The sequence below is a fragment of the Streptosporangium sandarakinum genome, assembly GCF_013409935.1.
GTDB lineage: Bacteria > Actinomycetota > Actinomycetes > Streptosporangiales > Streptosporangiaceae > Streptosporangium > Streptosporangium nondiastaticum.
Map to the genome: position 1 here is coordinate 62601 of NZ_JACCCO010000003.1, position 25136 is coordinate 87736.

Genomic DNA, 25136 nt, shown 5'->3' on the forward strand with positions numbered 1-25136 from the left:
CCCCGGGCGGCCGGACGCGTGTGAAGACGACCGGCACGTGAAAAGGAGCGGGCCCCGGTGGAGACCGGGGCCCGCTCTTCCGGGGAAGGGTCAGAGCTTGCGCAGCACCGCGACGACCTTGCCCAGGACGGTCGCCTCGTCGCCGGGGATCGGGTCGTAGTTCGGGTTGTGCGGGACCAGCCAGACGTGGCCGCCCTTGCGCTTGAAGGTCTTCACCGTGGCCTCGCCGTCGATCATCGCGGCGACCACGTCGCCGTTGTCGGCCACCGGCTGCTGGCGGACGACGACCCAGTCGCCGTCGGCGATGGCGGCCTCGATCATCGAGTCACCGGTCACCTGGAGCAGGAAGAGCGTGCCCTCGCCGACGAGCTGCTTGGGCAGGGCGAAGACGTCCTCGACGCTCTCCTCGGCGAGGATCGGGCCGCCGGCGGCGATCCGGCCGACGAGCGGGACATAGGCCGCGGTGGGGCGGCTGACGGTCTCCTGGGCGGCGTCCGGGTCCACCCACAGCACCGGCTCGCCGGGGAGACGCACCTCGAGCGCGCGGGGACGGTGCGGGTCGCGGCGCAGGTAGCCCTTGCGCTGCAACGCCGTCAGCTGGTGCGACACGCTGGAGGTGCTGGTGAGCTGCACCGCCTCGCCGATCTCCCGCATGGACGGCGGATAACCGCGCTGCTGCACCGAGTCGCGGATGACCTCCAGGATCTTCCGCTGCCTGGGGGTGAGGCCGAGGGAGTCACGTCTGCGCACCGCCAGGTCGTTGACGGCCGAACCGTTCTCGTCGTGCTCGCTCATGCGATCTCCTTGCCTCCCGGTCTGTATTGCCCGTGTCGCACACAGCGACCGTACCGCCGTCGAAGATCATGTTCAAACAACTGTTCGAGTCTTCCTCGAAATGACCGACGGCGTGGTGTACAACATCGTACGGGAGTTCGATCGACATCGTGTTCGATTCACCGATCTTTCCTCGACGTGTGTTCGACCAGGTCGGAGGGGGTGGGGTCAATATGAAGACGACCGCGGCGGAGATGGCGGCGCGACGGTCCCGGCGGCGGCCCGGCCGCAGGCCCGGGCCGCCGGGGAACGTCCGATACCCTGGTGCGCCGGTCCGGCTCACCAGGCGGGGCAGGGTCGTCGTGCTGGCGGTCCTCACGCTCGTCACCCTGGGGGCGCTGTGGCTCGCTCCCCGTGTCGACGCGACCCTCGGGGTCGGCTATCCGGGGTGCGCCGACTCCTCGCGCGCCCCGGCCCCCGGCGACGCCGCGCCCTGGCGGGCGGCGCCGTGATCATCGCGATCGCCGCGGCGACGCGCCCCGGAGGGTGACGGCGCGCCCCGGCGCCCCGCCGGCCGCCGGGGCGCCAGGGCGCGACGGCGTCGTGGGTCGTGGGTCGTGAGGACGAAAAGGGGCAATGGGGGGTGTTACCACCGTGACCGGCGGGGCAGGAGGGGGAGACACGCCGAGGCGGCGCGCTGATCAGCGACTTCGGCGCGCGGGGTCCGGCTGACTTGCGTTCATGGTCCGACCCTCCTACCGTTGGACCACAACATCTAGTGGCTCCACCGGCGAAGCTCACCATAGATTGTGTTTTCGTTACCGCATTTCGACCTTTGGAAGATGTGCGCGAGCGCCCCTGCCATGGGATTTGCGGGACGCACGAGGCGAAACACAGGGTGCGGGGTCACGGCAGGCCAAGGAGGCGACCCGCGTGCACTGTCCGTTCTGTCGTCACCCTGACACGCGGGTCATCGACAGCCGGTCCACCGACGACGGCGGTGCCATCCGCCGCAGGCGCACGTGCCCCGAATGCGGCCGCAGGTTCACCACGCAGGAGACCGTCCTGCTCATGGTCAGCAAGCGCAGCGGGGTGACCGAGCCGTTCTTCCGGGACAAGGTGATCGCCGGAGTGCGGCGGGCCTGCCAGGGGCGTCCGGTGAGCGAGGACTCCCTCGCCCAGCTGGGCCAGCGGGTGGAGGAGAGCATCCGGGCGACGGGATCGGCCGAGATCGCGGCGCACGAGGTGGGGCTGGCGATCCTGGGCCCGCTGCGCGAGCTGGACGAGGTGGCGTATCTCCGGTTCGCCTCCGTCTACCGCGGCTTCGAGACCCTGGCCGACTTCGAGGCCGAGATCGAGCAGCTGCGCGCGGAACGCTCCGCCAAGCAGGACTGAATTCAAACCCCGGGCGCCGGGGGCCAGAGCGGCGCGTTGATGTGGTCCGACTCGTGGGTTCCGCGAAGCGGGGCCCCGGAAGGGGGAAGTCATGACGGAGACGGTCAGCGGTACGACCGCGGGCGGGGGCAAGCGGCTGCGCAAGGGGATGAAGATGAAGCGCATCTTCACCACCCCCGGGGTGCATCCCTACGACGAGGTGTCCTGGGAGCGCCGTGACGTCGTCATGACCAACTGGCGGGACGGCTCGATCAACTTCGAGCAGCGGGGCGTGGAGTTCCCCGAGTCCTGGTCGGTCAACGCCGCCAACATCGTGACCACCAAGTACTTCCGCGGCGCGGTGGGCACCCCGCAGCGCGAGTGGAGCCTCAAGCAGCTGGTCGACCGCGTGGTGGGCGTCTACACCAGGACCGCGGTGGAGAACGGCTACTTCGCCACCGACGAGGACGCCGAGATCTTCGACCACGAGCTCAAGCACGCCCTGGTCAACCAGGTCTTCAGCTTCAACTCGCCGGTGTGGTTCAACGTCGGCACCGCCTCGCCGCAGCAGGTGAGCGCCTGCTTCATCCTCGCCGTCGACGACACCATGGAGTCGATCCTCGACTGGTACAAGGAAGAGGGTGTGATCTTCAAGGGCGGTTCGGGCTCCGGCGTGAACCTCTCCCGGATCCGCTCCTCCAAGGAGCTGCTCTCCAGCGGCGGTACGGCCAGCGGCCCGGTCTCCTTCATGCGCGGCGCGGACGCCTCCGCGGGCACCATCAAGTCCGGCGGCGCGACCCGCCGCGCGGCCAAGATGGTCGTCCTGGACGTCGACCACCCCGACGTCGAGGAGTTCATCGAGACCAAGGCGCGCGAGGAGGACAAGGTCCGCGCGCTGCGCGACGCCGGGTTCGACATGGACCTGGGCGGCAAGGACATCGTCTCCGTCCAGTACCAGAACGCCAACAACTCGGTGCGCGTCTCCGACGAGTTCATGCGCGCGGTGGAGGACGGCGGCCGGTTCGGCCTGCGCGCCCGTCTCACCGGCGAGGTCATCGAGACGGTCGACGCCCGCGACCTGTTCCGCAAGATGGCCAAGGCCGCCTGGGAGTGCGCCGACCCGGGCGTCCAGTACGACGACACGATCAACGACTGGCACACCAGCCCCGAGACGGGCCGCATCACCGCCAGCAACCCGTGCTCGGAGTACCTCCACCTGGACAACTCCTCCTGCAACCTCGCCAGCATCAACCTGCTGAAGTTCCTGAAGGAAGACGACAGCTTCGACGTCGCGGCCTTCGTGAAGGTGACCGAGCTGGTCATCACCGCGATGGACGTCTCCATCACCTTCGCCGACTTCCCGACCGAGAAGATCGCCGAGACCACCCGCGCCTACCGCCAGCTCGGCATCGGCTACGCCAACCTCGGCGCGCTGCTCATGGCCACCGGCCACGCCTACGACTCCGAGGGCGGCCGGGCCATCGCCGGCGCCATCACCTCGCTGATGACCGGCGTCTCCTACCGCCGCAGCGCCGAGCTGGCCGGGGTCGTGGGACCGTACGACGGCTACGCCCGCAACACCGAGGCCCACAAGCGCGTCATGCGCAAGCACGCCGCGGCCAACGACGACCTGCGCACGCTGGAGGCCATGGACAAGGCCCTCCACGCCGAGGCGACCCGCCAGTGGGCCGAGTGCCTGAAGCTCGGCGAGAAGAACGGCTACCGCAACGCCCAGGCGTCGCTGCTGGCGCCCACCGGCACCATCGGCCTGATGATGGACTGCGACACCACCGGCATCGAGCCCGACCTCGCCCTGGTGAAGTTCAAGAAGCTCGTCGGCGGCGGTTCCATGCAGATCGTCAACCAGACGATCCCGCGGGCCCTGCGCCGTCTGGGCTACCAGGAGGAGCAGGTCGAGGCGATCGTCGAGTACATCGCCGCCAACGGCCACGTCGTGGACGCCCCGGGCCTGCGCCCCGAGCACTACGAGGTGTTCGACTGCGCCATGGGCGAGCGGGCGATCGCCCCCATGGGCCACGTCCGTATGATGGCCGCCGTACAGCCGTTCCTGTCCGGCGCCATCTCCAAGACGGTCAACCTGCCCGAGTCGGCCACGATCGAGGACATCGAGCAGGTCTACATGGCCGGCTGGAAACTCGGCCTCAAGGCCCTGGCGGTCTACCGCGACAACTGCAAGGTCGGCCAGCCGCTGTCGGCCGCGGGCAAGAAGCCCGAGGACAAGACGGCCGAGCAGCCCGCCGAGCAGGCCGCGCAGCCGCAGGTCCAGATCGTGGAGGTCGGCCGCCCGACCCGCCGCCGGATGCCGAACCAGCGCCCCAGCACCACCACCCGCTTCACCGTGGGCGGCGCCAAGGGCTACATGACCGCCTCGTCCTACCCCGACGACGGTCTCGGCGAGGTCTTCCTGAAGATGTCCAAGCAGGGCTCGACCCTCGCGGGCGTCATGGACGCCTTCTCGGTCGCCATCTCCATCGGCCTGCAGTACGGCGTGCCGCTGGAGACCTACGTCAGCAAGTTCGTCAACATGCGCTTCGACCCGGCGGGCATGACCGACGACCCGGACATCCGCATGGCCGCCTCGGTGATGGACTACATCTTCCGCCGCCTGGCGCTGGACTACCTGCCCTATGACGAGCGGGCCGCCCTGGGCATCTTCTCCGCCTCCGAGCGGGCCGCCCAGCAGCGCGGCGAGGACCCGGCCGCGCTGCACACCGCCGAGGTCATCGCCGAGCTGGCCACCTCGGCTCCGATCGAGCAGGCCAGGTCCGGTGAGGAGGCCGGCGCCGCGGAAGCCCCGGCGGCCGAGACCGGGCCGGAGCGCGGCGGCTCCCTGGAGTCCCACCAGGGCCGGACCGCCGACGCGCCGCTCTGCCTGACCTGCGGCACCAAGATGCGCCCGGCCGGCAGCTGCTACGTCTGCGAGGGCTGCGGCTCCACCAGCGGCTGCAGCTGATCACGGCGCCTCTTCGCGGAGGCGGAGGCGGGGGGCGGTGCGCCCGGCGGACGGCCGGGCGCACCGCCCCCCGCGTGTGAGCGGCGTGACGGGCGCCGGCGGTCGGCCGGCGCCCGTTCGCCTGACCGGGGGAGCGCGGCCTTCCGGGGCGCGGCGAGCTCCTCAGCGGCCGTCAGCCGCAGTTGTCCCAGGACGCCCGGCCGCCGGTCGCGATCTGGGACGCCTGGCCGCCGGTCGGGATCTGGGGGGCGCGGCCGCTGGACTTGATGATGCCCCAGTACTTCACGCAGTGGCCCTTGGCGTACAGCTTCACCGGGCCGGCGTAGTACTTGTACTTTCCCTCGGCGTGCTTTTCCACGGTCCGCATCGGCTCGCGCTTGATGCGCTTGGTCTGCACCTCCAGCCGGGCCATGGTGTAGGTGGCGCTGCCGATGAAGCTCGACTTGATGGTGGTCACGCAGTTGAAACCGGTCGAGCGGTTGTAGAGCAGGTAGACGCGGCCGTAGACCTTGCCGGTGGAGGTCTTGACCACCCGGCTGCCGTCGTTCACCCTGCCGAACCCGGCGCCGCAGACGCCCTCCGGGGTGTAGGAGGCCGCCACGGCGTACGCCGGGTTCGCCATGACCGCGCCCGCGGAGAGGGCTGCGGCGATGATGATCCTGCTTGTCGGCTTGAGCACTTACTCATCCCATCGTCTTGCGACGCTCGTCGTCCGGACGAGCCAGGGAGCGATCTTCCCCGTCGTTCGACGCGGGAAGATCAGGATTTGTTCGGGATGTCCGGCTTTATTTCATGACGGATTCCGGCCGGTTCGCCCGTCGGCCGAGACCGGCCGGACCGCTCCCGCAGCTCACGTCGACCTGGATCGATCCAGCGGGGACGGGTGGCCGACGGGCGCGGAAACACCCGGGAGCGGGGAGGCCGACGGGGGCGGCGCGCGCCGGAGACCGGGATGACCGGCTCTCCGGCGCGCGCCGGAGGATCACCGTACGGCGAAGCGGTCGAGCGCGGCGCGGATCTCGTCGCGCATGGTGTCGCTGCCGGTGTGGCCGGAGTCCTCGACGATGACCAGCTTCGCGTCCGGCCAGGCCTGGGCGAGCTCCCAGGCGGTGGAGACCGGGCTGCCCAGGTCGTGGCGGCCGTGGATCAGCACGCCCGGGATGCCGGCCAGCCGGTGCGCCTCCCGCAGCAGCACACCATCCTCCAGCCAGGCGTCGTGGGAGAAGTAGTGGGCGCAGATCCGGACGAACGCCAGCATCTCGTCGGACGGCCGGTCGCTGTAGGCACCCTTCTTGCCGTTCGGCTCCATGGAGATCACCGCGTCCTCCCAGGCAAGCCAGTCGGTCGCCGCCCTGGCCCGCACCTCGGCGTCGGGGTGCTCCATGAGCCGGGCGTAGGCGGCGAGCAGGTCGCCGTCGCGGTCGGCCTCGGGGACGCCGGCCCGGAACCGGTCCCACGCCTCGGGGAAGAACCGGCCGACGCCCCGGTACAGCCAGTCGGTCTCCGAAGGCCGGGTCATGGTGACGGCGGGGATGACGATCTCCGACACCCGCTCGGGGTGGCGCTCGGCGTAGGCGAGGATGAGCGTGGATCCCCACGAGCCGCCGAACAGCAGCCAGCGGTCGATGCCCAGGTGCTCGCGCAGCCGTTCCATGTCGGCCAGCAGGTGCTCGGTGGTGTTGACGCTCATGTCGGCGGCGGGGTCGCTCGCGTGCGGGGTGCTGCGCCCGCAGCCGCGCTGGTCGAACAGGACGACCCGGTAACGCTCGGGGTCGAAGGAGCGGGGGTGGCGGGCCGAGGACCCCGCCCCGGGGCCGCCGTGCACGACGAGGGCGGGCTTCCCCTCGGGGTTGCCGTACACCTCCCAGTGGACGAGGTTGCCGTCGCCGACGTCGAGCATGCCGTGGTCGTAGGGCTCGATCGGAGCGGGGGGCCGGGTCATGTCGGATTCCCTTCGGTGGTGCGCCGTACGGTGTGACGGCGCGGCTGGGCGAAGGATCCCGAAAATACAACAGTGCTGTTACATCAGGCGAGTGGATTTCCCCGTCCCGGGCCGGAGCCGCTCGGCACCCGCCCGCGTCACCTGATCGACGCCGACCGGACCGGTGCGGCCCGGGTCAACGGGCCGTCCAGCGGCGGGTGACCTCCTCGGCGGTCGGCGGCGGGCCGGGCGGGGGAGGAGCCGAGGTCAGGCGCAGGGCGTCCAGCATCAGGGCGAGGTGGCGGCGCCGTATCTGCGCGGTGCGCTCCTCGTCGCCGAGGTGGAGGGCGGCGAGCTGGTCGAAGATCAGCGACATGTCGGAGGTGTTCAGGCCCGGCCTTACGGCACCCGCCCGGACGGCGCGGTCGAAGACCTGCTCGGCGAGCCCGCCGGCGCGGGCGGCCTCGCGCCCGAGATCCTCGGTCGGGGTGAAGGTCCCGGCGAGGTTGATCGTCAGGGAGTGGACGTCGGCGTCCACGACGCGCCGCATGAAACCGGCGAGCGCCTCCCACGGGTCGTCCTGGCCGGACAGGGCCGCCTCGGCCTCGGCGATGTAGGTCCGCAGGCCGTCGGAGCAGAGCTTGCGCAGAAGGTCCTCCTTGCCGGCGTAGCGGCGGTAGAGCGCGCTGATGCCCACCCCCGCCCGCTCGGCCACCGCCGAGATCGGAGCGTCGGGGTCGGCGACGAAGACCGCCCGCGCCGCTTCGAGGATCACCTGGTCGTTCCGGGCAGCCTGGGCCTTGCGGCCGCTCATCGGGGCCGGTGTCGTCTCCATGTCTCCACTATAGTCACGGAACATAGTATTCCGTTCTGTGGACTGCGGCGGGTCGCCGGGGAGATCCGCGACGATTCCGGGAAGAGCGGCCCCGGGAGAACAGAAAGACCCGCACCAGGCGGGTCTTTCACTGGAGTCCCGGCGGGGGAGCACCCCTGCCTTCTCCCGGGCGGTCAGGCCGCCGGTGTGGGGCCGCTCGTGCGCGGGAAGAGCACGACGTTCCGTCCGGCGTAGGCGCGAAGGTCCACGACCTTGCCGTCCCCGGCGGTCCTGCGGTGCTTCGCGGAACGGATATCTCTGATCTTGAGCCGTGCGACCTGAGGTGGCACGACCGCAAGTCTCCTCATTGAGCCCCCCGGCGTGATGATTCCGTTACGCGAGTTGTCTACAGAGAATCGCGTAAAACCACTGTAAAGGGACGTTCAATAAGGGAGCATCCGGCCCGACGGGGTCCGCAGGTCCGGTTCGGTGCCGATGGTGCGGCGGCGCCGGTCGCGCGGCCTGATGGTCTTGCTGCGACGCATGGTCCGCCTCCTTTTTCCTCGCGCCCGGTGTGTCCGATATCACCCGGCATTCCCCTTCGCGGGCCCGCGTAAAAGGCCGGCTCGCACGGAAAGCCCGTGCGAGCCAACCTAGCCCCGTCATCCCCTCCGGATCAACCGGTTTGGTGGCGGAGAGAACCCGCGATCTTACGTGTGGTGACGCAGATCCGGTTCCAGGCGTTGATCGTCGCGATCGCCACCACGAGCGAGGCCAGGAGCGGCGGCTCGAAGTGCCGGGCCGCCTCCTCCCACACGTGGTCCGGCACCGCCTCCGGTCGGTCGCTGAGCCGGGTGGCCTCCTCGGTCAGGGCCAGCGCCGCCCGCTCGGCGTCGGTGTAGTACGGCGCCTCCCGCCAGGCGACCACCGAGAACAGCCGCTCGTCGCTCTCGCCGGCCTTCTTGGCCTCATGGCTGTGCATGTCCACGCAGAAGCCGCAGCCGTTGATCTGGCTGGCCCGCAGCTTCACCAGCTCCAGCGTGGTCTTCGACAGGCCGCTGCGGTGGAGGTACTTCTCCAGGCCCCGCATGGCCTCGTAGCCCTCGGGGGCCAGCTCGGCGACGTTCATCCGTTCCTTCATGGAATGCTCCTTAGTTTCTCCGGGTTCATCACGATGTAGATCTCGGTGATCCGGCCGCCGGCCGTGTTCAGCGCGTAGACGGCGGGCGTCGCGTCCCGCCGGGACCGCAGCAGCCCCGGCCAGCCGTTGACCATGACCGGCGCGAACCCGTGGGAGGACCCGTACCGCCTGGTGACCCCGAGCAGGAAACGGGCCACCCGGTCGGCGCCGCGGACGGGCCGCCTGGCCGCGGTGACCAGGCCGCCCCCGTCGCTGCGCAGCACCACGTCGGGGTCGAGCAGCTCCATCAGCGCGCCGATGTCGTCTCCGGCGCCGGCCCGGGCGAACGCCTCGACCACCCTGCGGTGCTCGGCGGCGTCCACCTCGAACCGGGGCGCCCGCGCCGCGACGTGCCGGCGGGCCCGGGCGGCGAGCTGGCGGCAGGCGGCCGGTGAGCGGCCCACGGCCCGGCCCACCTCGTCGAACGGCAGCCCGAACACGTCGTGCAGCACGAACGCGGTGCGCTCGGCCGGGCTGAGCGACTCCAGCACGACGAGCATCGCCATGCTCATCGACTCGTCCAGCGTCACCCGGTCGGCAGGGTCGCCCCCGTCCACCACCGGCTCGGGCAGCCACGGCCCGACGTACTCCTCCCGGCGCACCCGCGCCGAGCGCAGCACGTCCAGCGCGAGCCGGGAGACCGTGACCACCAGCCAGCCCGTGACGTCCCGGATCTCCGCGCGACCGACGCGGCCCAGCCGGAACCAGGCGTCCTGCACCACGTCCTCGGCCTCGTCGATGCTGCCGAGCAGGCCGTAGGCCACGCCCACCAGGCGGGGCCGGATGGCGGCGAACTCGGCGGCGAGATCTTCATTGGTCTTCACACATGGAGGACGGGACACCCTCCGAGTGTGTGACATCCACCGGGCGGCGCCGCCGCCGGAGCCCCCGGGAGGGCCGGAAGGCCCGGGGAAGATGGTGATTGCGCCCTCTTACGCGGCGTGTGTTGACTTACCATGACGGAGACGTGAAAGGGGCGGGGGTGAAGTGAACGTCATCGAGCCCACTCCCGTCCACGCCGCGGCCTGCGAGACCGTTTCCGAGCACTGGTGCGGCCGGGGCACGTGCCCCGTGGCCTGCAGCGACCCGGGCTGCTCCGTCTGCCATCCCGAGCCCGCCGGCCCGGTCATCGTCTTCCGCACGCGGCCCGCGGCCGCCCCCGGAATGCCGGCCTCCGCCTGACCCCGGTCCCGCCCGGGCACGGGACGGAGCCCCGCGGGGGCGGGTCAATGTTCGACCGGCTTCGTCTGAGGCCGCCCCCGGGCGGGTAGACCCACGGCGATGACGCCGGTTTTCGGGGGGAGACATGGCTCGGTGTGAGGTCTGCGACAACGACTACGACATGTGCTTCGAGGTGCACGCCCAGGGGGCCGTGCACGTCTTCGACAGCTTCGAGTGCGCGATCAGCAGCATGGCTCCGGTCTGCGAGCACTGCGGCGTGCGGATCGTCGGGCACGGGGTGGAGGCCGACGGGCGCTGGTACTGCTGCGCGAACTGCGCCCGGCAGGAGGGCGCGGAGGCGATCGTGGACCGGGTCGGGGTCCCGGCCCAGCAGCGCGGCCGGTAGACCGCCGGTCGGCTACGGCGCCGGGCGCGGACGGGAGTCCTCCCCGGCGCCCGGAGCCGGCTCCCCCGGGCGTGGGTGCAGCGTCTCGGAGCGGAAGCTGTGGCCCAGTTCGGGCCCGAGGCCGTGGTAGTGCCGGAAGTTGTAGATCAACGGGCTCCAGGCGGTGGGATCGACGTGCTGGGTCCCGGGGATCACGATGTGCGGGGCGGCGTGCACCCGGAGCACCTCGGTCTCGATGATGAGGAACCGCCCGGCGGTGTCCGGCCGTACGCTCGTCGCCCGGGCCTCCAGCTGGAGCGGGCAGCCGGCCACGCGCGGCGGGCGGACCAGCTCGGAGGGTTCGGGGCACAGCCCCGCGGCGCCGAACTTGTCCGGCTCGAACCGGAACGCGTCTCGCTTCCGGGCGGGGATCGGGTCGCGCCCGGTCAGCGGCGCCAGACGTTCCACGGCCCGCCACTGCTCCGGTGAGGGGAGGCTGATCACGACGTCGGGGCGGACGGCGAGGTTGCACGCGCCCTGTCCATCGGCGCCCAGGCCCAGCACCACCGTCGAGCCCAGTGCCCACGCCGAGGACATCGGCGTGAGGTTGAACGTCCCGTCCTCGTTCTCGGTGGAGAGCAGGACCACGGGGGTGCCGAAGTACAGGATGTTCGGAGTGATCACCACGTGGGGGTGGTGCGGGCGGACGAGCGGCTCGTCATGGGTCGCGCTGTTCATGGTCCGACCGTAGGAACGGAACGTTTCGGCGCGTTCCGAACGGTTCCGCCCGCGCCGCCCTGCCTCGTCCCGCACCGGTCCTGATCAGCGGGCGGTCGCGGCGGGGTCGCCGAACGCGTACCGCGCCGGCGGCAGGACCGCCCGGGCGTCCGCGCCGCGGAACCACAGGCCGACCATGAACGCCATCGTCGCCTCCAGCAGCCCGGCGCGGTCCAGCCCGCCGCCCTCGACGGCCGCGCAGCCCAGGTCCTCGACCAGGGAACGCACTGTCGCGAGCGCTCCGGGGTCGTCCCCGCACAGCGGGACGGCCAGCCGTTCGCCGTCGAAGACGGGCGGCGTCATCCGCCAGACGTCCTCGTGGCACAGGTTGAACGCCTTGACGACACGGGCGCCGACGGCGATCTCCGCGACGCGCCGCGCCATCGAGGGGCCGCCTTCCGTGGCGAGGACGAATTTCCCGGGAACCACGGAGTTGGTGCAGTCGATCAGCACGCGCCCGCGCAGCGCCCCGTCCGCCGCGCCGGCCGCCGCGAGGACGTCGGGCACCGCCTCCGCGCGTACGGCCAGCAGCACCGTCTCCCCGAACCCGGCGGCCTCGGCCCAGGTGCCCGCGCGGGCGGCCGGTCCGAGGCGCTCCGCCAGGGTCGCGGCCTTCGCCGCGTCCCGGCCGCTCACCATGAGCTCGTGACCCGCGCGGGCCCAGTGCGTGCCGAGGGCGTCGGCCATGTTGCCCGCCCCCAGGATGCCGATGCGCATCCGTCCTCCCCTGTCGTCATGGCCGGGCTCGGAGACCGGGCGTGATCCGGTCCGCGTGCCGTCCGGTCCGGCTCCGCGCCGCGGGCCGGTGGGAACGAACATAGGGAGGCCGTAAGGCACCGTTCGGTGTGCGACGGGACGCCATAATCGGGGACGTGGACGTGTTCCTCGCCGACTGCCGCGCACGGCTCGCCTTCGACCTGATCGGCAACACCTGGAACGCCGTCGTGCTGTGGGCACTGCGCTTCGGTCCGCGCAGGCCGGGGGAGCTGCGCGAGGAGATCGGCGGGATCAGCCCGAAGGTGCTCACCGAGACGCTCCGCAGGCTGGAGCACAACGGCCTCGTCGAACGGCGGGCCTACCCGGAGGCGCCCCCGCGGGTCGAGTACGGCCTGACCGGCCTGGGGCACAGCCTGGTGCCGCTGATCGGGGCGTTCGGGGAGTGGGCGTTCGAGCACGGCGACGACGTCCTCGCCGCACAGGACCGGGCCGAGGCCCCCACCCGCGAGCGTCCCGGCGGCCCCCGTCCCCGGCCCGGCGCGGGTCTCCGCTAGCCGCGTCCGGCGGCGCGCGGGACGGCGGCCATGGCCTCCACCTCGACCGCCAGCTCGGGGGCGGCCAGGGCCGCGACCACCGCCAGCGACTGGGCCGGCCAGTCGCCGTCCGGGAACCACCTGCCGAACGCCTCGCCCATCGCCGCCCGGCAGCCCGGCAGGTGCTCGGTCCCCGCGACCATCGTGAACACCTTCACCAGGTGCGCCGGCGTCGCGCCGATCGATTCGAGCAGCAGCTCGATGTTGGCGTAGACCTGCCGCGCCTGGGACTCCGCGTCCGGGCCCGCGAGGGTGCCGTCCGGCAGCACGCCGAGCTGCCCGGAGATCATCACCAGCTCGTGGCCCTCGGGCACCGTGGCCAGGTGGCTGTAGCGGCCGGCCGGGGCGGCCACGACGTCGGGGTTCCAGCGGCGGATCATCGGCTCTCCTCGCGTCCTGGTACGGCGGGCGCCGCCGTGCGGCGAACCTCCGGGTACGGCGAGCGCCGCCCGAGGTCTCCGCGCGACGCCATCCGCCGCATCCTCCCATGCCGCCCGAATCATCCCGGCCGAATTCCCGCCCGAGCACCTGTCCGGAACCCCCCGTCCGGAACGCCTCGTCCGCCGCGTCCTCCCACGCCGCCCAGGTGTCCCGCGCGGCGTCGATCGCCGCGCCCTTCCCGCGGTCGCGGCGGAAGGGCAGCTCAGTCTCTCCGGGGCTCGTCCCGTCGGGCCACCAGGACGTCGTCGTGGCTCCCGGCCGGGCCCGCGGGTCCGCCGTCCGGGACGTCACGCGGATCCGCGGTGTCGCCCGGGGCGCTCCGCGGTCCGGGCGCGTCCCCGTCGGCGGTCTCTCCCGCCTCCCCGGTGTCCCGCGGGCCGCCGTACGGGTGCGCCCGCGGCCGGGCGGGGAGCTCCGCGGTGTCCCCGCCGGGCGCCCCCCGGTCGGCGCCTCCAGCTCCCGCGGAACCCGCAGGACCCGAGGAATTCGCAGGACCAGCGGAACCCATGGGGCCCGCGGCCCCGGCGGTTCCGGCGGTCCCGGTATCCCGGGCGGACTCCGGCTCGCGCAGCGCCGCGATGACGTCGTCGGCCTCCGCCTCGGCGGCGAAGTCCTGGGCGGCCTCGGCCTCCCGCCGCCTCATCACCAGCAGGTGGTCGACCGACAGGCGGCCCGCGCCGACGACCGCGAGGAGGACGGAGGCGGCGCCGAGCGCGACCACCAGGCTGACGTCCCCGCCGGTCAGCGGCAGGCCGTGCTCGCCGGTGGTCACGGCGAACACCGCGGCGGCCTCGGCGAACAGCACCAGCCCGCAGGCCGGCACCGCCAGCCCGGCCACCAGGAGCACCCCGCCGACGAGCTCGATCAGCATCGTCGCGGCGGCCCAGATCCCGGGCGCGGGCGCTCCCAGGGACGTGAACTGGTCATTGGTGGCGGTCAGGCCCGCCTCCAGCTTGTGCCAGCCGTTCGCGAAGAAGATCCCGCCCACTCCCAGCCTGGCGGCCAGGGCGGCGAGATCGCGGAGGGTTTGTCGCACGGTTCCTCATTCTGGGGAGATTCCGCGTTCCTGCCCATAGCTGACCGCGAGCGGGTTTCTCAAACGCCCGGCGCGCGGCCGGGAAAGCGCCTCCCGTCCCCCGGGGCCCGGCTCGAGCACCTTGACCAGTCCGGTGGTCCCGGCCCCGGGCCGGTTCAGTCCGCGTCGTCCCGCCGGTCGCGCGGCACCAGCAGCGCCACGGCCGCGGCGGTGCCGGCCAGCAGGAGCAGGCTCACCAGGATCGTGGTGTGCAGGCCGGAGACGAAGGCGACGCGGGCGGCGTCCAGCAGCGCCGTACCGGTGTCGCCGCCGACCTCCCGCGCCACGTGCGCGGCGGCGGCGAGCGACTGGCGGGCCTCGTCCATCAGGGCGGGCGAGACGCCCGAGATCTGGGCCAGCGAGGGCGCGTAGACGAGGGTGGTGACCGTGCCGAGGATCGCCACGCCCAGGCCGGCGCCCAGTTCGTAGGCCGTCTCCTCGATCGCCGCGGCCCCGCCGGCGCGCTCCTCGGGGGCGGACGACATGATCGTGTCGGAGGCGGCCAGCAGGGTGACCTGGATGCCGAAGCCGATCCCGACGAAGCAGAGCGCGAGGACCAGCGGGTGGCCCTCGGTACCCCAGGTGAGCGGGGGTATCAGCGACAGGGTGGTCAGCGTGAGCCCGCCGCTCATCGTGGCGCGCAGCCCGAACCAGCGCAGCAGCCGCGCGCCGGCCAGCCCGCCGGAGATGGCGGCGACCATCAGCGGCAGCATGCGGACCGCGGCTCCGAGCGGGCTGTCGCCGAGCACGAGCTGGAGGTACTGGGCGAGCATCAGCTCCAGGCCCACCAGGGCGAAGACGGTCAGCAGCACCGCGGCCACGCCGACGGAGAAGGCCCGCCGCCGGAACAGTTCGAGGTCGAGCAGAGGGAAGGGCAGCCTCCGCTGCCGGCGCACGAACCAGACCAGCAGCCCGGCCCCGCAGACGAACGCCGCGATCCCGGCCGGGTGGCCGGAGCCCGCCTCCTTCAGCCCGAAGGCCAGCGCGAGGATGCCCAGCACCGAAAGCAGCGCGCTGGGCGCGTCCCACGGCTTCGGGTCGCGCGGGCGGCACTCGGGCAGCAGCCTGGCGGCGGCGGGCAGCAGCACCAGCAGGATCGGCACGTTGATCAGGAAGACGGCGCCCCACCAGAAGTGCTCGACGAGCAGGCCGCCGATGACCGGCCCCACCGCGGCCCCGGCCGCCGCGACCGCGCTCCACACGCCCAGCGCGAGCGCGCGCTCCCTCCGGTCGGTGAAGACCTGCCGGATGATGGACAGCGTGGCAGGCATGATCATGGCGCCGCCGACGCCCAGGAGCACCCGCGCGGAGATGAGGGCGAGTGGGGTCGGCGCGAAGGCGGCCGCGGCCGAGGCGACGCCGAAGACCAGGTAACCGGCGAGCACCAGGCGCTTGCGCCCGTGGCGGTCGCCGAGCGTGCCGAAGGTCAGCAGCAGCGGCGCGACCACCAGCGAGTAGGCGTCGATGATCCACAGCAGTTCCACCGAGCTGGGCTCCAGCGCGGCGGTCAGCGCCGGGACCGCGATGTGCAGGACGGTGGCGTCCACCGCGATCAGCAGCAGACTGAAACAGAGGAGGGCGAGGACCGACCAGCGGCTCGTCTCGCCCCGCCGATCCCCCTCGCGCCGCGAGGGCGCCACCGCGACCCTCATGGCGCTCATCGGCGGCGGGGGGTCTTGCCGGCCTGGACGAACATGCGACGCAGCTTAGGCGAAGTCGGGCACTGATTGAGTCGGCATCGGGGTATCGGTCCACGACGGCATGCCCACGGCGGCGCCGCCGGCCGGCGTGGGGCGGGCCGGCGCGCGCGACCTCTCTAGAGAGATACAGGCATGTGGCCGCCGTCTAGGCAAACGCCGTCTCCGCGCAGATCATGGCCATCGTGGCCGATGAGCGCGGGACCCGCGGCGAGCCCGGCGAGACACGTGACGCCCCCCGGCCCCCCGGGGGCCGCGGCCGGTGAGAACGAGATCCGCGGAGAACGGAACCCCCCTGTCGACGGACCCCGGCGACCCGCGCGAGTGGTGCGCCCTGGCCGCGCGCCGGCTGGCCGAGGACCGGCCCGAGGACGCGCTGGAGGCCGCCCGCCGGGCGGTGGACCACGACCCGGGCGCCGAGCACGCGGCCGGGTGGGGCTACCGCCTGGCCAGCCTCGCGTTCGAACGGCTCGGCCGCTCCGCCGAGGCCGTCGCGGCCGCGGAGGAGGCCGTACGGCTGGCCCCGGGGTCCTGGGCGGCGCGGCTGCGGCTGGGCGCGGCCCTGCGGCACGTGCCCGGCCGCTGGCGGGAGTCGCGGGCGCAGGCGGCGCGGGCCGTGCGCTACGCGCCGCAGGAGCCCGACCCCCACGTCCTCGCCGGCGACCTCGCGCTGCTGCGCGGCGAGCACCGCGCCGCCGAGGGCGCCTACCGGGAGGCGCTGCGCCTGCTGGACGGGCACGCCGGGGCGAGGGTCGGCCTGGGACTCGCGCTGCTGCGCTGGGAGAGTCCCAGGGACCACCACGACCCGGCGTGGCCGGTGGATCCGCGCGAGACCGGGCGGGCGAGACGGGCCCTGGAGTCGTGGGCCAGGCAGACCCGCCTGCTGCTGGCCGCGGCGCTCGTCGCGGCGGCCGTCACGGCCTTCGCGACCGGCCTGACCACCTGGGCGGAGATCGGCGGCGGGGCGGTGCTCGCGGCCGTCGTGGCGATCACCCTCCGGCAGGCCCGCCGCGTCAGGCTCTGGCCCTACGTCCCCGGCATGCTCGCCCGGGACGTGTGGCTCGCGGCGTCCGTGTCGGTGACCCCGCTCGCGCTCGCCGCCTACGTCGCGGCGGTCGCCACCCTGCCGCGGGCCGTCTCCCGGTCCGCGGCGGGGGACCTCGACGGCACGTGGGCCGTCCTGGCCGGGACGGTCCTGCTCAACGGCGTCGCCGTGTTCGTGCTGCGCGTCCTGGCCGAGGCGTGGCGGGGACGGCCGGTCACCGCCCTGGCCCAGTTCGCCGCCGCCGGCGGGGACCGTACGGCCCGGCGTGCCGCCGACGTGACCCTGTGGCTGGTGGCGGGCCGGGCGTGGTCGGTGCTCGCCGCCGTCGCGGTGGCCGCCCGGATCACCGGGGAGCCGCGGTGGGCGGCGGTCGCGCCGGTGGTCCTGCTCGCGCCGGCCTGGGCGTACGGCGGGACCCGGCGATCGCGAAGCCCGCGAAGTCAGCGAAGCCCGCGAAGTCCGGGAAATCCGCACGGTCCGCACGGCCCGCACGATTCACGCGGCCCGCGCGGTCGGCGCCTTTCCGGCCGGGCGCACGGCGGCGACCGGTGGCTGGTGGCGGCGGCGGTCACGCTGGCCGCCGCGTCCGCGGCGCTCGGCGGGTCGGCGCTCCTGGCCGTGTACGGGCGTGGCCGGGCGGACGACCTGGCCTGGTGGTGCGGCGCGGGGGCGCTGGCGGCGTTCGCGGCGGTGTTCGCCGCCCGGTCGGCATGGGCGTGGTGGCAGGGGTCGCCGGGCCCCTGGCGGGCGTCCCTGATCATGCACGACGGTCGCGGCGACCGCCTGCCGGGCGATGCCGGGCCCCCGGTCGGCCTCAGCGGCGACGTGCGCCGGGCCTTCACCCACGCCCGGGAGGTGGTGCTCTCCTGCGCCGCCCCCGGCGGGCCGCGCGCGCTCGCGGTCGGCGCGGTCGGCGCGATCGGGCCGGGCGGCGAGCTGCGCCTGATCGCCGCCGCCGACGCGTGGGAGGCGGCCGAGCGGGATCCCCGGGTGGCGGTGTTCGCCGCCGGCCCCGCGGAACGCGGGTTCTGGGTCGAGGTGCGCGGCATCGCGGTGGGCGACCCCGAGGCCGGCGTGCTGCGCGTCACCCCCGAGCACGTCACGGTCGGCGAGTTCCCCGGACGCCACCAGGGCCGCGCCCGCGCCGGCTGAACGCCGGACCCCGGGCGCCGGGGCCGCGCCGTACGGGCTCAGCGCGGGCTCAGCACAGGCTCGATACGGGCTCAGCGCGGGCTCGGTACGGGCTCGGTACGAGAACGCCGGGCGGGTCCGCGCGGGCTTGCCGGGCGGTGACATTCCCCTGCCGGTTTGCCGTGTCGCGTGGCGGGCAGGAGGCCGCCGCCCGGATCGTGGGGTTCATCCGGTCCCACCGCTTCGCCCGGTCGTGACCGAGCGGCGGCGTGGCGCGACGCTCAGGCGCGCGCGAACGCCTGTCCGGTGCGGTATAACCGGGTGGCAAACCGGGGAGGCGTGATGCGGGAACCCGACATGGCCCGGCCGGCGGGGCGCGCGGCGGCACGTGACGCGTTCGAGCAGGTGCGGATGCGATACTTCCGCCTCCGCCCTCCGCTGCGGCGGCTGATCCACGTCGCGGTCCTGGTCGCCGCGGCCGGGCTGGCGCTCGGCATGGGCTGGTCGCTCCTCTTCGCGCTGCCCGCGACGATCGCCCTGCTCGGCTTCGTGTCGCTGGCCCTGCGCTACCCCCGCGCCGCCGCCACCGTGGCGGTCGTGGCCGCCTGGATGCTGACGCTGCCGATCTTCCAGGCCGTCTTCGGCGCCTCCGCGGCCCCGGTCGCGATGATGCTGCTGGCCCTGCCCGTGGCCGGCCTGGCGCACGTCGTCCGCTGGGTCCCCCCGTGGCTGACCACGCTCATGGCCCTGGCCGCGGCCGGGGTGGTGGCCGTCGCCGCGGGGACGGCCGTGCCGGGCGCCGCCGTATGGGCCGCCTACGGCGCGGCCGCCGCGGTGCTGGTGTACCGCTTCGTCCAGGCGCGCCGGGCCAAGGCCGCGCTGGACGCCGCCGAGGGGCGCGGGCGGCCGGGACGGGCCGAGCGGGCCGAACGGCTCCGCGGCCGGGAGGGGGGCCCGCCGGCCGCCGCGTCCGCCGGCCGTACCGCGCCGCCGCCGATCTCGGTGGAGCAGGCGCTCGGCGAGCTGGACGCCATGATCGGCCTGGCCCCGGTGAAGGAGCAGGTGCGCTCCGTCGCCGCCTCGATCGAGGCGGCCCGGCTGCGCAGGGAGGCCGGATACGCGACCGAGCCGCCGATGCGCCACTTCGTGTTCGCCGGTCCGCCGGGCACCGGCAAGACCAGCGTCGCCCGGACCGTCGCGAAGATCTTCTACGCCTTCGGCCTGCTGGAGACCCCGTACGTGGTGGAGGCCCAGCGGGCCGACCTGGTGGGGGAGTTCCTCGGCGCCACCGCGATCAAGACGAACGAGCTGGTCGACCGGGCGCTCGGCGGGGTGCTGTTCATCGACGAGGCATACGGCCTCATCAACTCCGGTGACGGCCAGCCCGACCGGTTCGGCGCCGAGGCCGTGCAGACGCTGCTCAAGCGGGCCGAGGACGACCGTGACCGGCTGATCATCATCCTGGCCGGATACGAGAAGGAGATGGCCGCCTTCCTGTCCTCCAACCCCGGGCTGTCCAGCCGGTTCGCGAGCCGGATCCACTTCCCCGGCTACGCGCCCGAGGAGCTGCTGAGCATCACCGAGCTGCTGCAGCGGGGACGCGGCGACCGGATGGCCGCGGACGCCGTGCCCGCGCTGCTCGCCCGGTTCGAGGACGTCCACCGGCGCGGGCTGGTCGACGAGCTGGGCAACGCCCGGTTCGCCCGCAGTCTCGTCGAGGCCGCCGCCCAGGCCCGCGACGTGCGCGTGGTGGGCGCGGGGGGCGCGCCGACCACCGAGGACCTGGTCACCGTCACCTCCGCCGACGTCACCAAGGCGTTCGACGAGCTGACCGCCCGCTACCACGGCTACCAGGCGGCCCCCAGCCTGGAGGAGGCGCTCGCCGACCTGGACCGGATGGCCGGCCTGGAGCCGGTCAAACAGCAGGTGCACGCGATCACCGCGCAGCTCAGGGTGGCGAGGATGCGCCAGGAGCGCGGCCTGCCGACCCCGCCGCAGATGCGGCACTTCGTCTTCACCGGCCCGCCCGGCACCGGCAAGACCACGGTGGCCCGCATCCTCGGCCGCATCTTCGCCGCGCTGGGCCTGCTCGCGCAGCCCGACGTGGTGGAGGCCCAGCGGGCCGACCTGGTGGGGCAGCACCTCGGCGCCACCGCGATCAAGACGAACGAGCTGGTCGACCGGGCGCTCGGCGGGGTGCTGTTCATCGACGAGGCGTACAGCCTGGTCAACGCGGGCTACGCCGGGGGCGACGCCTTCGGCACGGAGGCCGTGCAGACGCTGCTCAAGCGGGCCGAGGACGACCGTGACCGGCTGGTGGTCATCCTGGCCGGATACGAGGGCGAGATGGACCGCTTCCTGGCGACCAACCCCGGCCTGGCGAGCCGGTTCAACCAGCGGGTGCGGTTCCCCTCCTACGCGCCGGGCGAGCTCGCCGAGATCGCCGAGCTGCTCGCCCGCCGGGCCGGCGACCGTTTCGACGAGGCCGCCCGCCGGGACCTGGCGGAGGTCTTCACCTGGGTCTGCGACAACGGCCTGATCGACGGCCTGGGCAACGGCCGGTTCGCCCGCTCGTTGTTCGAGCGCGCCACGATGTGCCGTGACGTCCGGCTGGCCGCCCTCGACGGCACCGCCAGCGCCGAGGAGCTGACCACCATCACCGGCGCGGACCTGCGGGCCGCCGTCGACGAGCTCGCCGGCCGCTGACCCGCGCGCCGCCTCCCGGGGCCCGCTCCGGAGGTCGTCCCGGAGCCACGGCTCCGCCGGCCCGGACCCCGGACAGTCCGCCCGGACCTCGGACAGGCCGCCGGGACCCCGTCTTTCAAGCTCCGGCCAGGGGCTTCGCCGTACCCGGGTGGGCGCTTGACCGAGACCGCACCCCCGATTGAGCACGCAGCGTGTTCGTGTTGCTGCATTATGTAGCAGGATGGCTGCCGACGGCGCGGACCGCGGAGGGGGACGATGGCGGGATTCCTTTTCCGCAGGCTGCTCAACTACCTGGCGCTGATCGCCGTCGCCACGAGCCTGGCGTACGCGCTGGCGGCCACCGCGCTGAACCCGCGGGCCAACTACGAGGGCCGCAACCCGCCGATCCCGCCCGCGGTCGTCGACGCCCGCCTGGCGGAGCTGAACCTCGACGACCGCACGCCGCTGCCCGAGCGCTACCTGAGGTGGGCGAGCGGGGTCGTGCGCGGCGACTTCGGCCGGACGGTCACCGGCGGGTCGGTCAACCAGGACCTCGGGCGGCGGATCGGCGTCACCCTGCGGCTGATCACCGCCGGGCTGCTCCTCGGCAGCGTCACCGGCGTGCTCGTCGGGGCCTACGCGGCCGTCCGGCAGTACGGCCCGTTCGACCGGTTGGCGACCGGCGTGTCGTTCGCGGTGCTGGCCGTCCCCACGGTCGTGCTCGCCAACATCCTGATCATCGCCGCGGTCTGGTTCAACTACCTGGTGGGCGCCCACGTCTTCCTGGTCAGCGGCGAGGCGACGCCCGGCATGCCCGGCGGCTTCGCCGCGCAGGCGGCCGACCGCCTGCGGCACCTGGTCCTGCCCACGCTGTCGCTGTCGCTGGGCCTGGCCGCGGTCTACAGCCGCTACCAGCGCAACATGATGCTCGACGTGCTGGGGGCCGACTTCGTGCGCACGGCCATGGCCAAGGGGCTGCGCCGCCGTACCGCGCTGGTCAGGCACGCGCTGCGCACCGCGCTGATCCCGGCGGTCACCTACTTCGCCTTCACCTTCGGCGCTCTGCTGGTCGGCACGACCTTCACCGAGAAGATCTTCGGCTGGCACGGCATGGGGGAGCAGCTCGTCAACTCCATCTCCGCCAACGACGTCAACACCGTCGCGGCGATCAGCTGCTTCGCCGCCCTCGCGGTGCTGGCCGCCGCCCTGGCCTCCGATCTGATGCAGGCCGTCCTCGACCCGCGGGTCCGGATGGGGGCGGACCGATGAGCGTCACCGACGAGGAACTCGCCGAGCAGCGCGAGGCCGGGAACCGGCTCGGGGCGCCGTCGCGGCTGCGGGTGGTCGCGGGCCGCTTCTTCGGCTCGTTCCAGGGGCGGGCCGGGTTCGCGCTGCTGGCGCTGATGTTCCTGCTGGCCTTCGCCGGCCCGTTCCTCGGCCGGTGGAGCTACACCGACCGGGACTTCACCGCCTTCCTCGCGCCGCCTTCGGCCGACCACTGGTGGGGCACGCTGCAGACCGGCGCCGACGTGTACGCCGTCACGCTACGCGGCATGCGGCGGTCACTGGTCGTCGGCCTGCTCGCCGCGGTCGTCGGCACCACGCTGGCGGCCGTGGTGGGCGCGTTCGCCGGATACTTCGCCGGATGGACCGACCGGGCGCTGACCTGGGCCACCGACCTGCTGCTGGTGCTCCCGGCCTTCCTGATCCTGGCGGTCATGTCGCCGCTCTTCGCGAGCGGCCAGTGGCCGCTGTTCGTGCTGGTGCTGGCGCTGTTCCTGTGGATGGTCACCTCCAAGATCGTGCGGGGCGTGACGATCTCGCTCCGGGAGCGGGAGTTCGTGCACGCGGCCCGGTTCATGGGGGTGCGGCCCACCACGATCATCTTCCGGCACATCCTGCCGAACATGTCCTCGCTGCTGGTCGTGGACGCCACGCTCAACGTCAGCGCCGCGATCCTCACCGAGACCTCCCTGTCCTACTTCGGCTTCGGCATCCAGCCGCCCGACGTCTCGCTGGGCAGCCTCATCGCCGACGGCACCAGGACGGCCCTGTACGCCCCGTGGACGTTCTGGTTCTGCGCCGGGCTGCTGGTCGTGACGGTGCTCGCGGTCAACATGGTCGGCGACTCCCTGCGGGACGCCTTCGACCCCGCCTCCGGGAGGGGACGCCGATGAAGGGGTACGGCGGGCTGCGGGCGGAGTCGGCGGGCCGGCCCGGGACGGGCCGGGCGGCCCGGGACGACCCGGCGGAGCCGCCCGGCCCGGTGCTGGAGGTGACCGACCTTCACGTGACCTTCGGCGCGGGGGCCGGGGCGGTGCGCGCCGTACGGGGGGTGAGCTACGCCGTCCGGCCGGGAGAGGTGCTCGGCGTCGTCGGCGAGTCGGGGTCCGGCAAGTCGGTCACCTCGCTGGCCGTGATGGGCCTGCTGCCGCCGCACGCCCGCGTCACCGGCTCGGTGCGGCTGCACGGCCGGGAGATCCTCGGGGCGGACGAGAAGACCCTCTCGGCCGTCCGGGGCGGGACGATCTCGATGGTCTTCCAGGACCCGCTCTCCGCGCTCACCCCTGTCTACCGGGTGGGCGACCAGATCGCCGAGGCGGTCAGGATCCACCGGCGGGTGAGCCGGCGGGACGCCGCCCGGCGGGCCGTCGAGCTGCTCGACCTGGTCGGCATCCCCGACGCCGCGCGGCGCGCCCGGGCCTTCCCGCACGAGTTCTCCGGCGGCATGCGCCAGCGCGTCATGATCGCGATGGCGATCGCCAACGACCCCGACGTGCTCCTCTGCGACGAGCCCACCACCGCCCTCGACGTCACCGTCCAGGCCCAGGTGCTGGAGGTGCTGCGGCGGGCGCGGCGCGAGACCGGCGCGGCGATCGTGCTGATCACCCACGACCTGGGGGTGGTGGCCGGGTTCGCCGACCGGGTGATGGTCATGTACGCCGGGCGGCCCGTCGAGGCCGGGACGGTGGACGACGTCTACCTGCGGCCGCGCATGCCGTACACCGCGGGCCTGCTCGCCGCGGTCCCGCGCCTGGACGCCGCGGAGCGGCCCGTGCCGATCGAGGGGGCGCCGCCGTCGCCCGCGGCGCTGCCCCCCGGCTGCCCGTTCGAGCCGCGCTGCCCCCTGGCCGTCCCCGCCTGCTCCGCCGCCGAGCCCGCCCTGGAGCCGGTCGGCTCGCCCGGCCACCTGGCCGCGTGCATCCGCGCGGAGGAGATCGAGGCCGCGGGCGGGGCCCCGCTCGCGGTCCGCCCCCCGGGCGCCCTCCCGGCGGAGACCGGCGCGGAGGTCGCGGCGGGCGTCCTTCCGGCGTCGGGCGTCCCCCCGGTGGCGGCGGGCGTCCCGGAGGAGCCCGGCGGGCGCGCGGCACCGCCGCCTCGGCGGGACCGCGAGGTGGTCCTCGCGGTGGACGGCCTGGTCAGGCACTACCCCCTGACGAAGGGGACGCTCCTGCGGCGGCGGATCGGCACGGTCCAGGCGGTGGACGGCGTCTCCTTCGACGTCCGGGAACGCGAGACGCTCGCGCTCGTCGGGGAGTCCGGCTGCGGCAAGACGACGACGCTGATGGAGATCCTGAGGCTGGCCAGGCCGCAGCGCGGCACGGTCACCGTGCTGGGCCGCGACACCGCGGCGCTGGGCGCCCGCGACCGGATGGCGATCCGGCGCGACCTGCAGGTCGTCTTCCAGGACCCGATGGCCTCGCTCGACCCCAGGATGACGGTCTACGACATCGTCGCCGAGCCGCTGCGCACCCACGGGGTCCGGCGGCCGGGACCGCGGGTCCGCGAGCTGCTGCGCCTGGTCGGCCTGGAACCCGGTCACGCCGCGCGCCACCCGCAGGACTTCTCCGGGGGGCAGCGCCAGCGCGTCGGCATCGCCCGCGCGCTCGCGCTGGAGCCCCGCCTGGTCGTACTGGACGAGCCGGTCTCCGCGCTCGACGTGTCGATCCGGGCGGGCGTGCTCGACCTCCTCGCGGACCTGAAGGCGCGGCTGGGCCTGTCCTACCTGTTCGTCGCGCACGACCTGGCCGTGGTCCGGCACCTCGCCGACCGGGTCGCGGTCATGTACCTCGGGGTGATCGCCGAGATCGGGCGGGTCGAGCGGGTCTACGCCGCGCCGCTGCACCCCTACACGCGCGCCCTGCTGTCGGCCGTCCCGGTGCCCGACCCCGGCGCGGAGCGCTCGCGCCGGCACATCCTGCTGGAGGGCGACCTGCCCAGCCCGGCCGACCCGCCCTCCGGCTGCCGGTTCCGCACCCGCTGCCCGCTGTTCCGAATGCTCAACGGGGCGGAGCAGGCACGGTGCGTGGGCGAGCGGCCCCCGCTCCGGATGCTCGACGACGACCACGCCGCCTCGTGCCACTTCGCGGAGAGATCCGGCGCCATATGAGG

The 25136-nt window shown here is 73.6% G+C and carries 23 protein-coding genes; 11 read left to right on the plus strand and 12 right to left on the minus strand.

All coding sequences use genetic code 11. From position 1 onward, the window contains the following. Positions 1-90: 90 nt before the first annotated feature. A complete protein-coding gene (gene lexA / locus HDA43_RS26870) occupies positions 91-795 on the minus strand; it encodes a transcriptional repressor LexA (protein ID WP_218912654.1) in 705 nt (234 codons plus the stop codon). Positions 796-1007: 212 nt separating this feature from the next. Here lexA and HDA43_RS26875 point away from each other — a divergent pair, with 212 nt between their 5' ends. The 3 genes from HDA43_RS26875 (at position 1008) to HDA43_RS26885 (ending at position 5122) form a co-directional block, all read left to right on the plus strand. Continuing rightward, positions 1008-1286 carry a hypothetical protein gene (locus HDA43_RS26875; protein ID WP_179826632.1) on the plus strand — a complete coding sequence of 93 codons (279 nt, stop codon included), beginning with the start codon at positions 1008-1010 and terminating at the stop codon, positions 1284-1286. Between the two features lie 421 nt (positions 1287-1707). Then, complete coding sequence (nrdR, locus tag HDA43_RS26880) at positions 1708-2169, plus strand: transcriptional regulator NrdR (protein ID WP_179826633.1); 462 nt, start codon at positions 1708-1710, stop codon at positions 2167-2169. A gap of 91 nt (positions 2170-2260) precedes the next feature. Further along, entirely contained in the window at positions 2261-5122 is a 2862-nt protein-coding gene (locus tag HDA43_RS26885; RefSeq protein WP_179826634.1) for a vitamin B12-dependent ribonucleotide reductase, read from the plus strand. Positions 5123-5294: 172 nt separating this feature from the next. Here the strand turns inward: HDA43_RS26885 and HDA43_RS26890 are convergent, their stop codons facing one another. The 6 genes from HDA43_RS26890 to sigJ all read right to left on the minus strand — a co-directional run bounded on the left by HDA43_RS26890 (position 5295) and on the right by sigJ (position 9861). Continuing rightward, on the minus strand, positions 5295-5801 hold the full coding sequence (locus HDA43_RS26890; RefSeq protein ID WP_179826635.1) for a hypothetical protein: 507 nt from the start codon (positions 5799-5801) through the stop codon (positions 5295-5297). A 303-nt stretch (positions 5802-6104) separates the two neighbouring features. Further along, positions 6105-7064 (minus strand): prolyl aminopeptidase, encoded by a 960-nt coding sequence (pip, locus tag HDA43_RS26895; RefSeq protein WP_179826636.1) that lies wholly within the window; start codon positions 7062-7064, stop codon positions 6105-6107. Positions 7065-7239: 175 nt separating this feature from the next. Then, on the minus strand, positions 7240-7878 hold the full coding sequence (locus HDA43_RS26900) for a TetR/AcrR family transcriptional regulator (RefSeq protein WP_246424732.1): 639 nt from the start codon (positions 7876-7878) through the stop codon (positions 7240-7242). Between the two features lie 173 nt (positions 7879-8051). Further along, positions 8052-8207 (minus strand): hypothetical protein, encoded by a 156-nt coding sequence (locus HDA43_RS26905; RefSeq protein WP_179826551.1) that lies wholly within the window; start codon positions 8205-8207, stop codon positions 8052-8054. A gap of 326 nt (positions 8208-8533) precedes the next feature. Next, on the minus strand, positions 8534-8998 hold the full coding sequence (locus tag HDA43_RS26910) for a carboxymuconolactone decarboxylase family protein (RefSeq protein WP_179826637.1): 465 nt from the start codon (positions 8996-8998) through the stop codon (positions 8534-8536). Further along, positions 8995-9861 carry an RNA polymerase sigma factor SigJ gene (sigJ, locus tag HDA43_RS26915; RefSeq protein ID WP_312873560.1) on the minus strand — a complete coding sequence of 289 codons (867 nt, stop codon included), beginning with the start codon at positions 9859-9861 and terminating at the stop codon, positions 8995-8997. The genes HDA43_RS26910 and sigJ overlap by 4 nt, the downstream gene beginning before the upstream one ends. Positions 9862-10024: 163 nt before the next feature. Between sigJ and HDA43_RS26920 the strand changes: the two genes are divergently transcribed. Both HDA43_RS26920 and HDA43_RS26925 read left to right on the plus strand, forming a co-directional pair. After that, positions 10025-10219 (plus strand): hypothetical protein, encoded by a 195-nt coding sequence (locus tag HDA43_RS26920; RefSeq protein ID WP_179826640.1) that lies wholly within the window; start codon positions 10025-10027, stop codon positions 10217-10219. A gap of 124 nt (positions 10220-10343) precedes the next feature. Further along, complete coding sequence (locus HDA43_RS26925; protein WP_179826642.1) at positions 10344-10604, plus strand: metallothionein; 261 nt, start codon at positions 10344-10346, stop codon at positions 10602-10604. Between the two features lie 12 nt (positions 10605-10616). Here the strand turns inward: HDA43_RS26925 and HDA43_RS26930 are convergent, their stop codons facing one another. Then, positions 10617-11321, minus strand: coding sequence for a flavin reductase family protein (locus tag HDA43_RS26930; RefSeq protein WP_179826644.1), 705 nt, complete (start codon positions 11319-11321; stop codon positions 10617-10619). Positions 11322-11405: 84 nt separating this feature from the next. Continuing rightward, positions 11406-12179 (minus strand): NADPH-dependent F420 reductase, encoded by a 774-nt coding sequence (locus tag HDA43_RS26935; RefSeq protein ID WP_179826646.1) that lies wholly within the window; start codon positions 12177-12179, stop codon positions 11406-11408. A 53-nt stretch (positions 12180-12232) separates the two neighbouring features. Here HDA43_RS26935 and HDA43_RS26940 point away from each other — a divergent pair, with 53 nt between their 5' ends. After that, a complete protein-coding gene (locus HDA43_RS26940) occupies positions 12233-12631 on the plus strand; it encodes a winged helix-turn-helix transcriptional regulator (RefSeq protein WP_179826647.1) in 399 nt (132 codons plus the stop codon). On the opposite strand, the gene HDA43_RS26945 is transcribed toward HDA43_RS26940, so the two are convergent. From HDA43_RS26945 to HDA43_RS26955, 3 genes are all read right to left on the minus strand, one after another. Then, complete coding sequence (locus HDA43_RS26945; protein ID WP_179826649.1) at positions 12628-13050, minus strand: RidA family protein; 423 nt, start codon at positions 13048-13050, stop codon at positions 12628-12630. The genes HDA43_RS26940 and HDA43_RS26945 overlap by 4 nt on opposite strands. A 263-nt stretch (positions 13051-13313) precedes the next feature. After that, complete coding sequence (locus HDA43_RS26950; protein WP_179826652.1) at positions 13314-14147, minus strand: DoxX family protein; 834 nt, start codon at positions 14145-14147, stop codon at positions 13314-13316. Between the two features lie 155 nt (positions 14148-14302). Then, positions 14303-15838 (minus strand): MFS transporter, encoded by a 1536-nt coding sequence (locus HDA43_RS26955; RefSeq protein ID WP_246424734.1) that lies wholly within the window; start codon positions 15836-15838, stop codon positions 14303-14305. 307 nt (positions 15839-16145) lie between these two features. Here HDA43_RS26955 and HDA43_RS26960 point away from each other — a divergent pair, with 307 nt between their 5' ends. The 5 genes from HDA43_RS26960 (at position 16146) to HDA43_RS26980 (ending at position 25134) form a co-directional block, all read left to right on the plus strand. Further along, positions 16146-18080 carry a hypothetical protein gene (locus HDA43_RS26960; RefSeq protein ID WP_179826656.1) on the plus strand — a complete coding sequence of 645 codons (1935 nt, stop codon included), beginning with the start codon at positions 16146-16148 and terminating at the stop codon, positions 18078-18080. Positions 18081-18401: 321 nt separating this feature from the next. Then, on the plus strand, positions 18402-20765 hold the full coding sequence (locus HDA43_RS26965) for an AAA family ATPase (RefSeq protein WP_179826658.1): 2364 nt from the start codon (positions 18402-18404) through the stop codon (positions 20763-20765). Positions 20766-21020: 255 nt separating this feature from the next. Then, complete coding sequence (locus tag HDA43_RS26970) at positions 21021-22013, plus strand: ABC transporter permease (RefSeq protein WP_179826660.1); 993 nt, start codon at positions 21021-21023, stop codon at positions 22011-22013. Beyond that, positions 22010-22921, plus strand: a complete 912-nt coding sequence (locus HDA43_RS26975) for an ABC transporter permease (protein ID WP_179826662.1) — start codon at positions 22010-22012, stop codon at positions 22919-22921. The genes HDA43_RS26970 and HDA43_RS26975 overlap by 4 nt, the downstream gene beginning before the upstream one ends. Beyond that, entirely contained in the window at positions 22918-25134 is a 2217-nt protein-coding gene (locus HDA43_RS26980) for a dipeptide ABC transporter ATP-binding protein (RefSeq protein WP_179826664.1), read from the plus strand. Before HDA43_RS26975 ends, HDA43_RS26980 begins: the two co-directional genes overlap by 4 nt. Positions 25135-25136 lie beyond the last annotated feature (2 nt).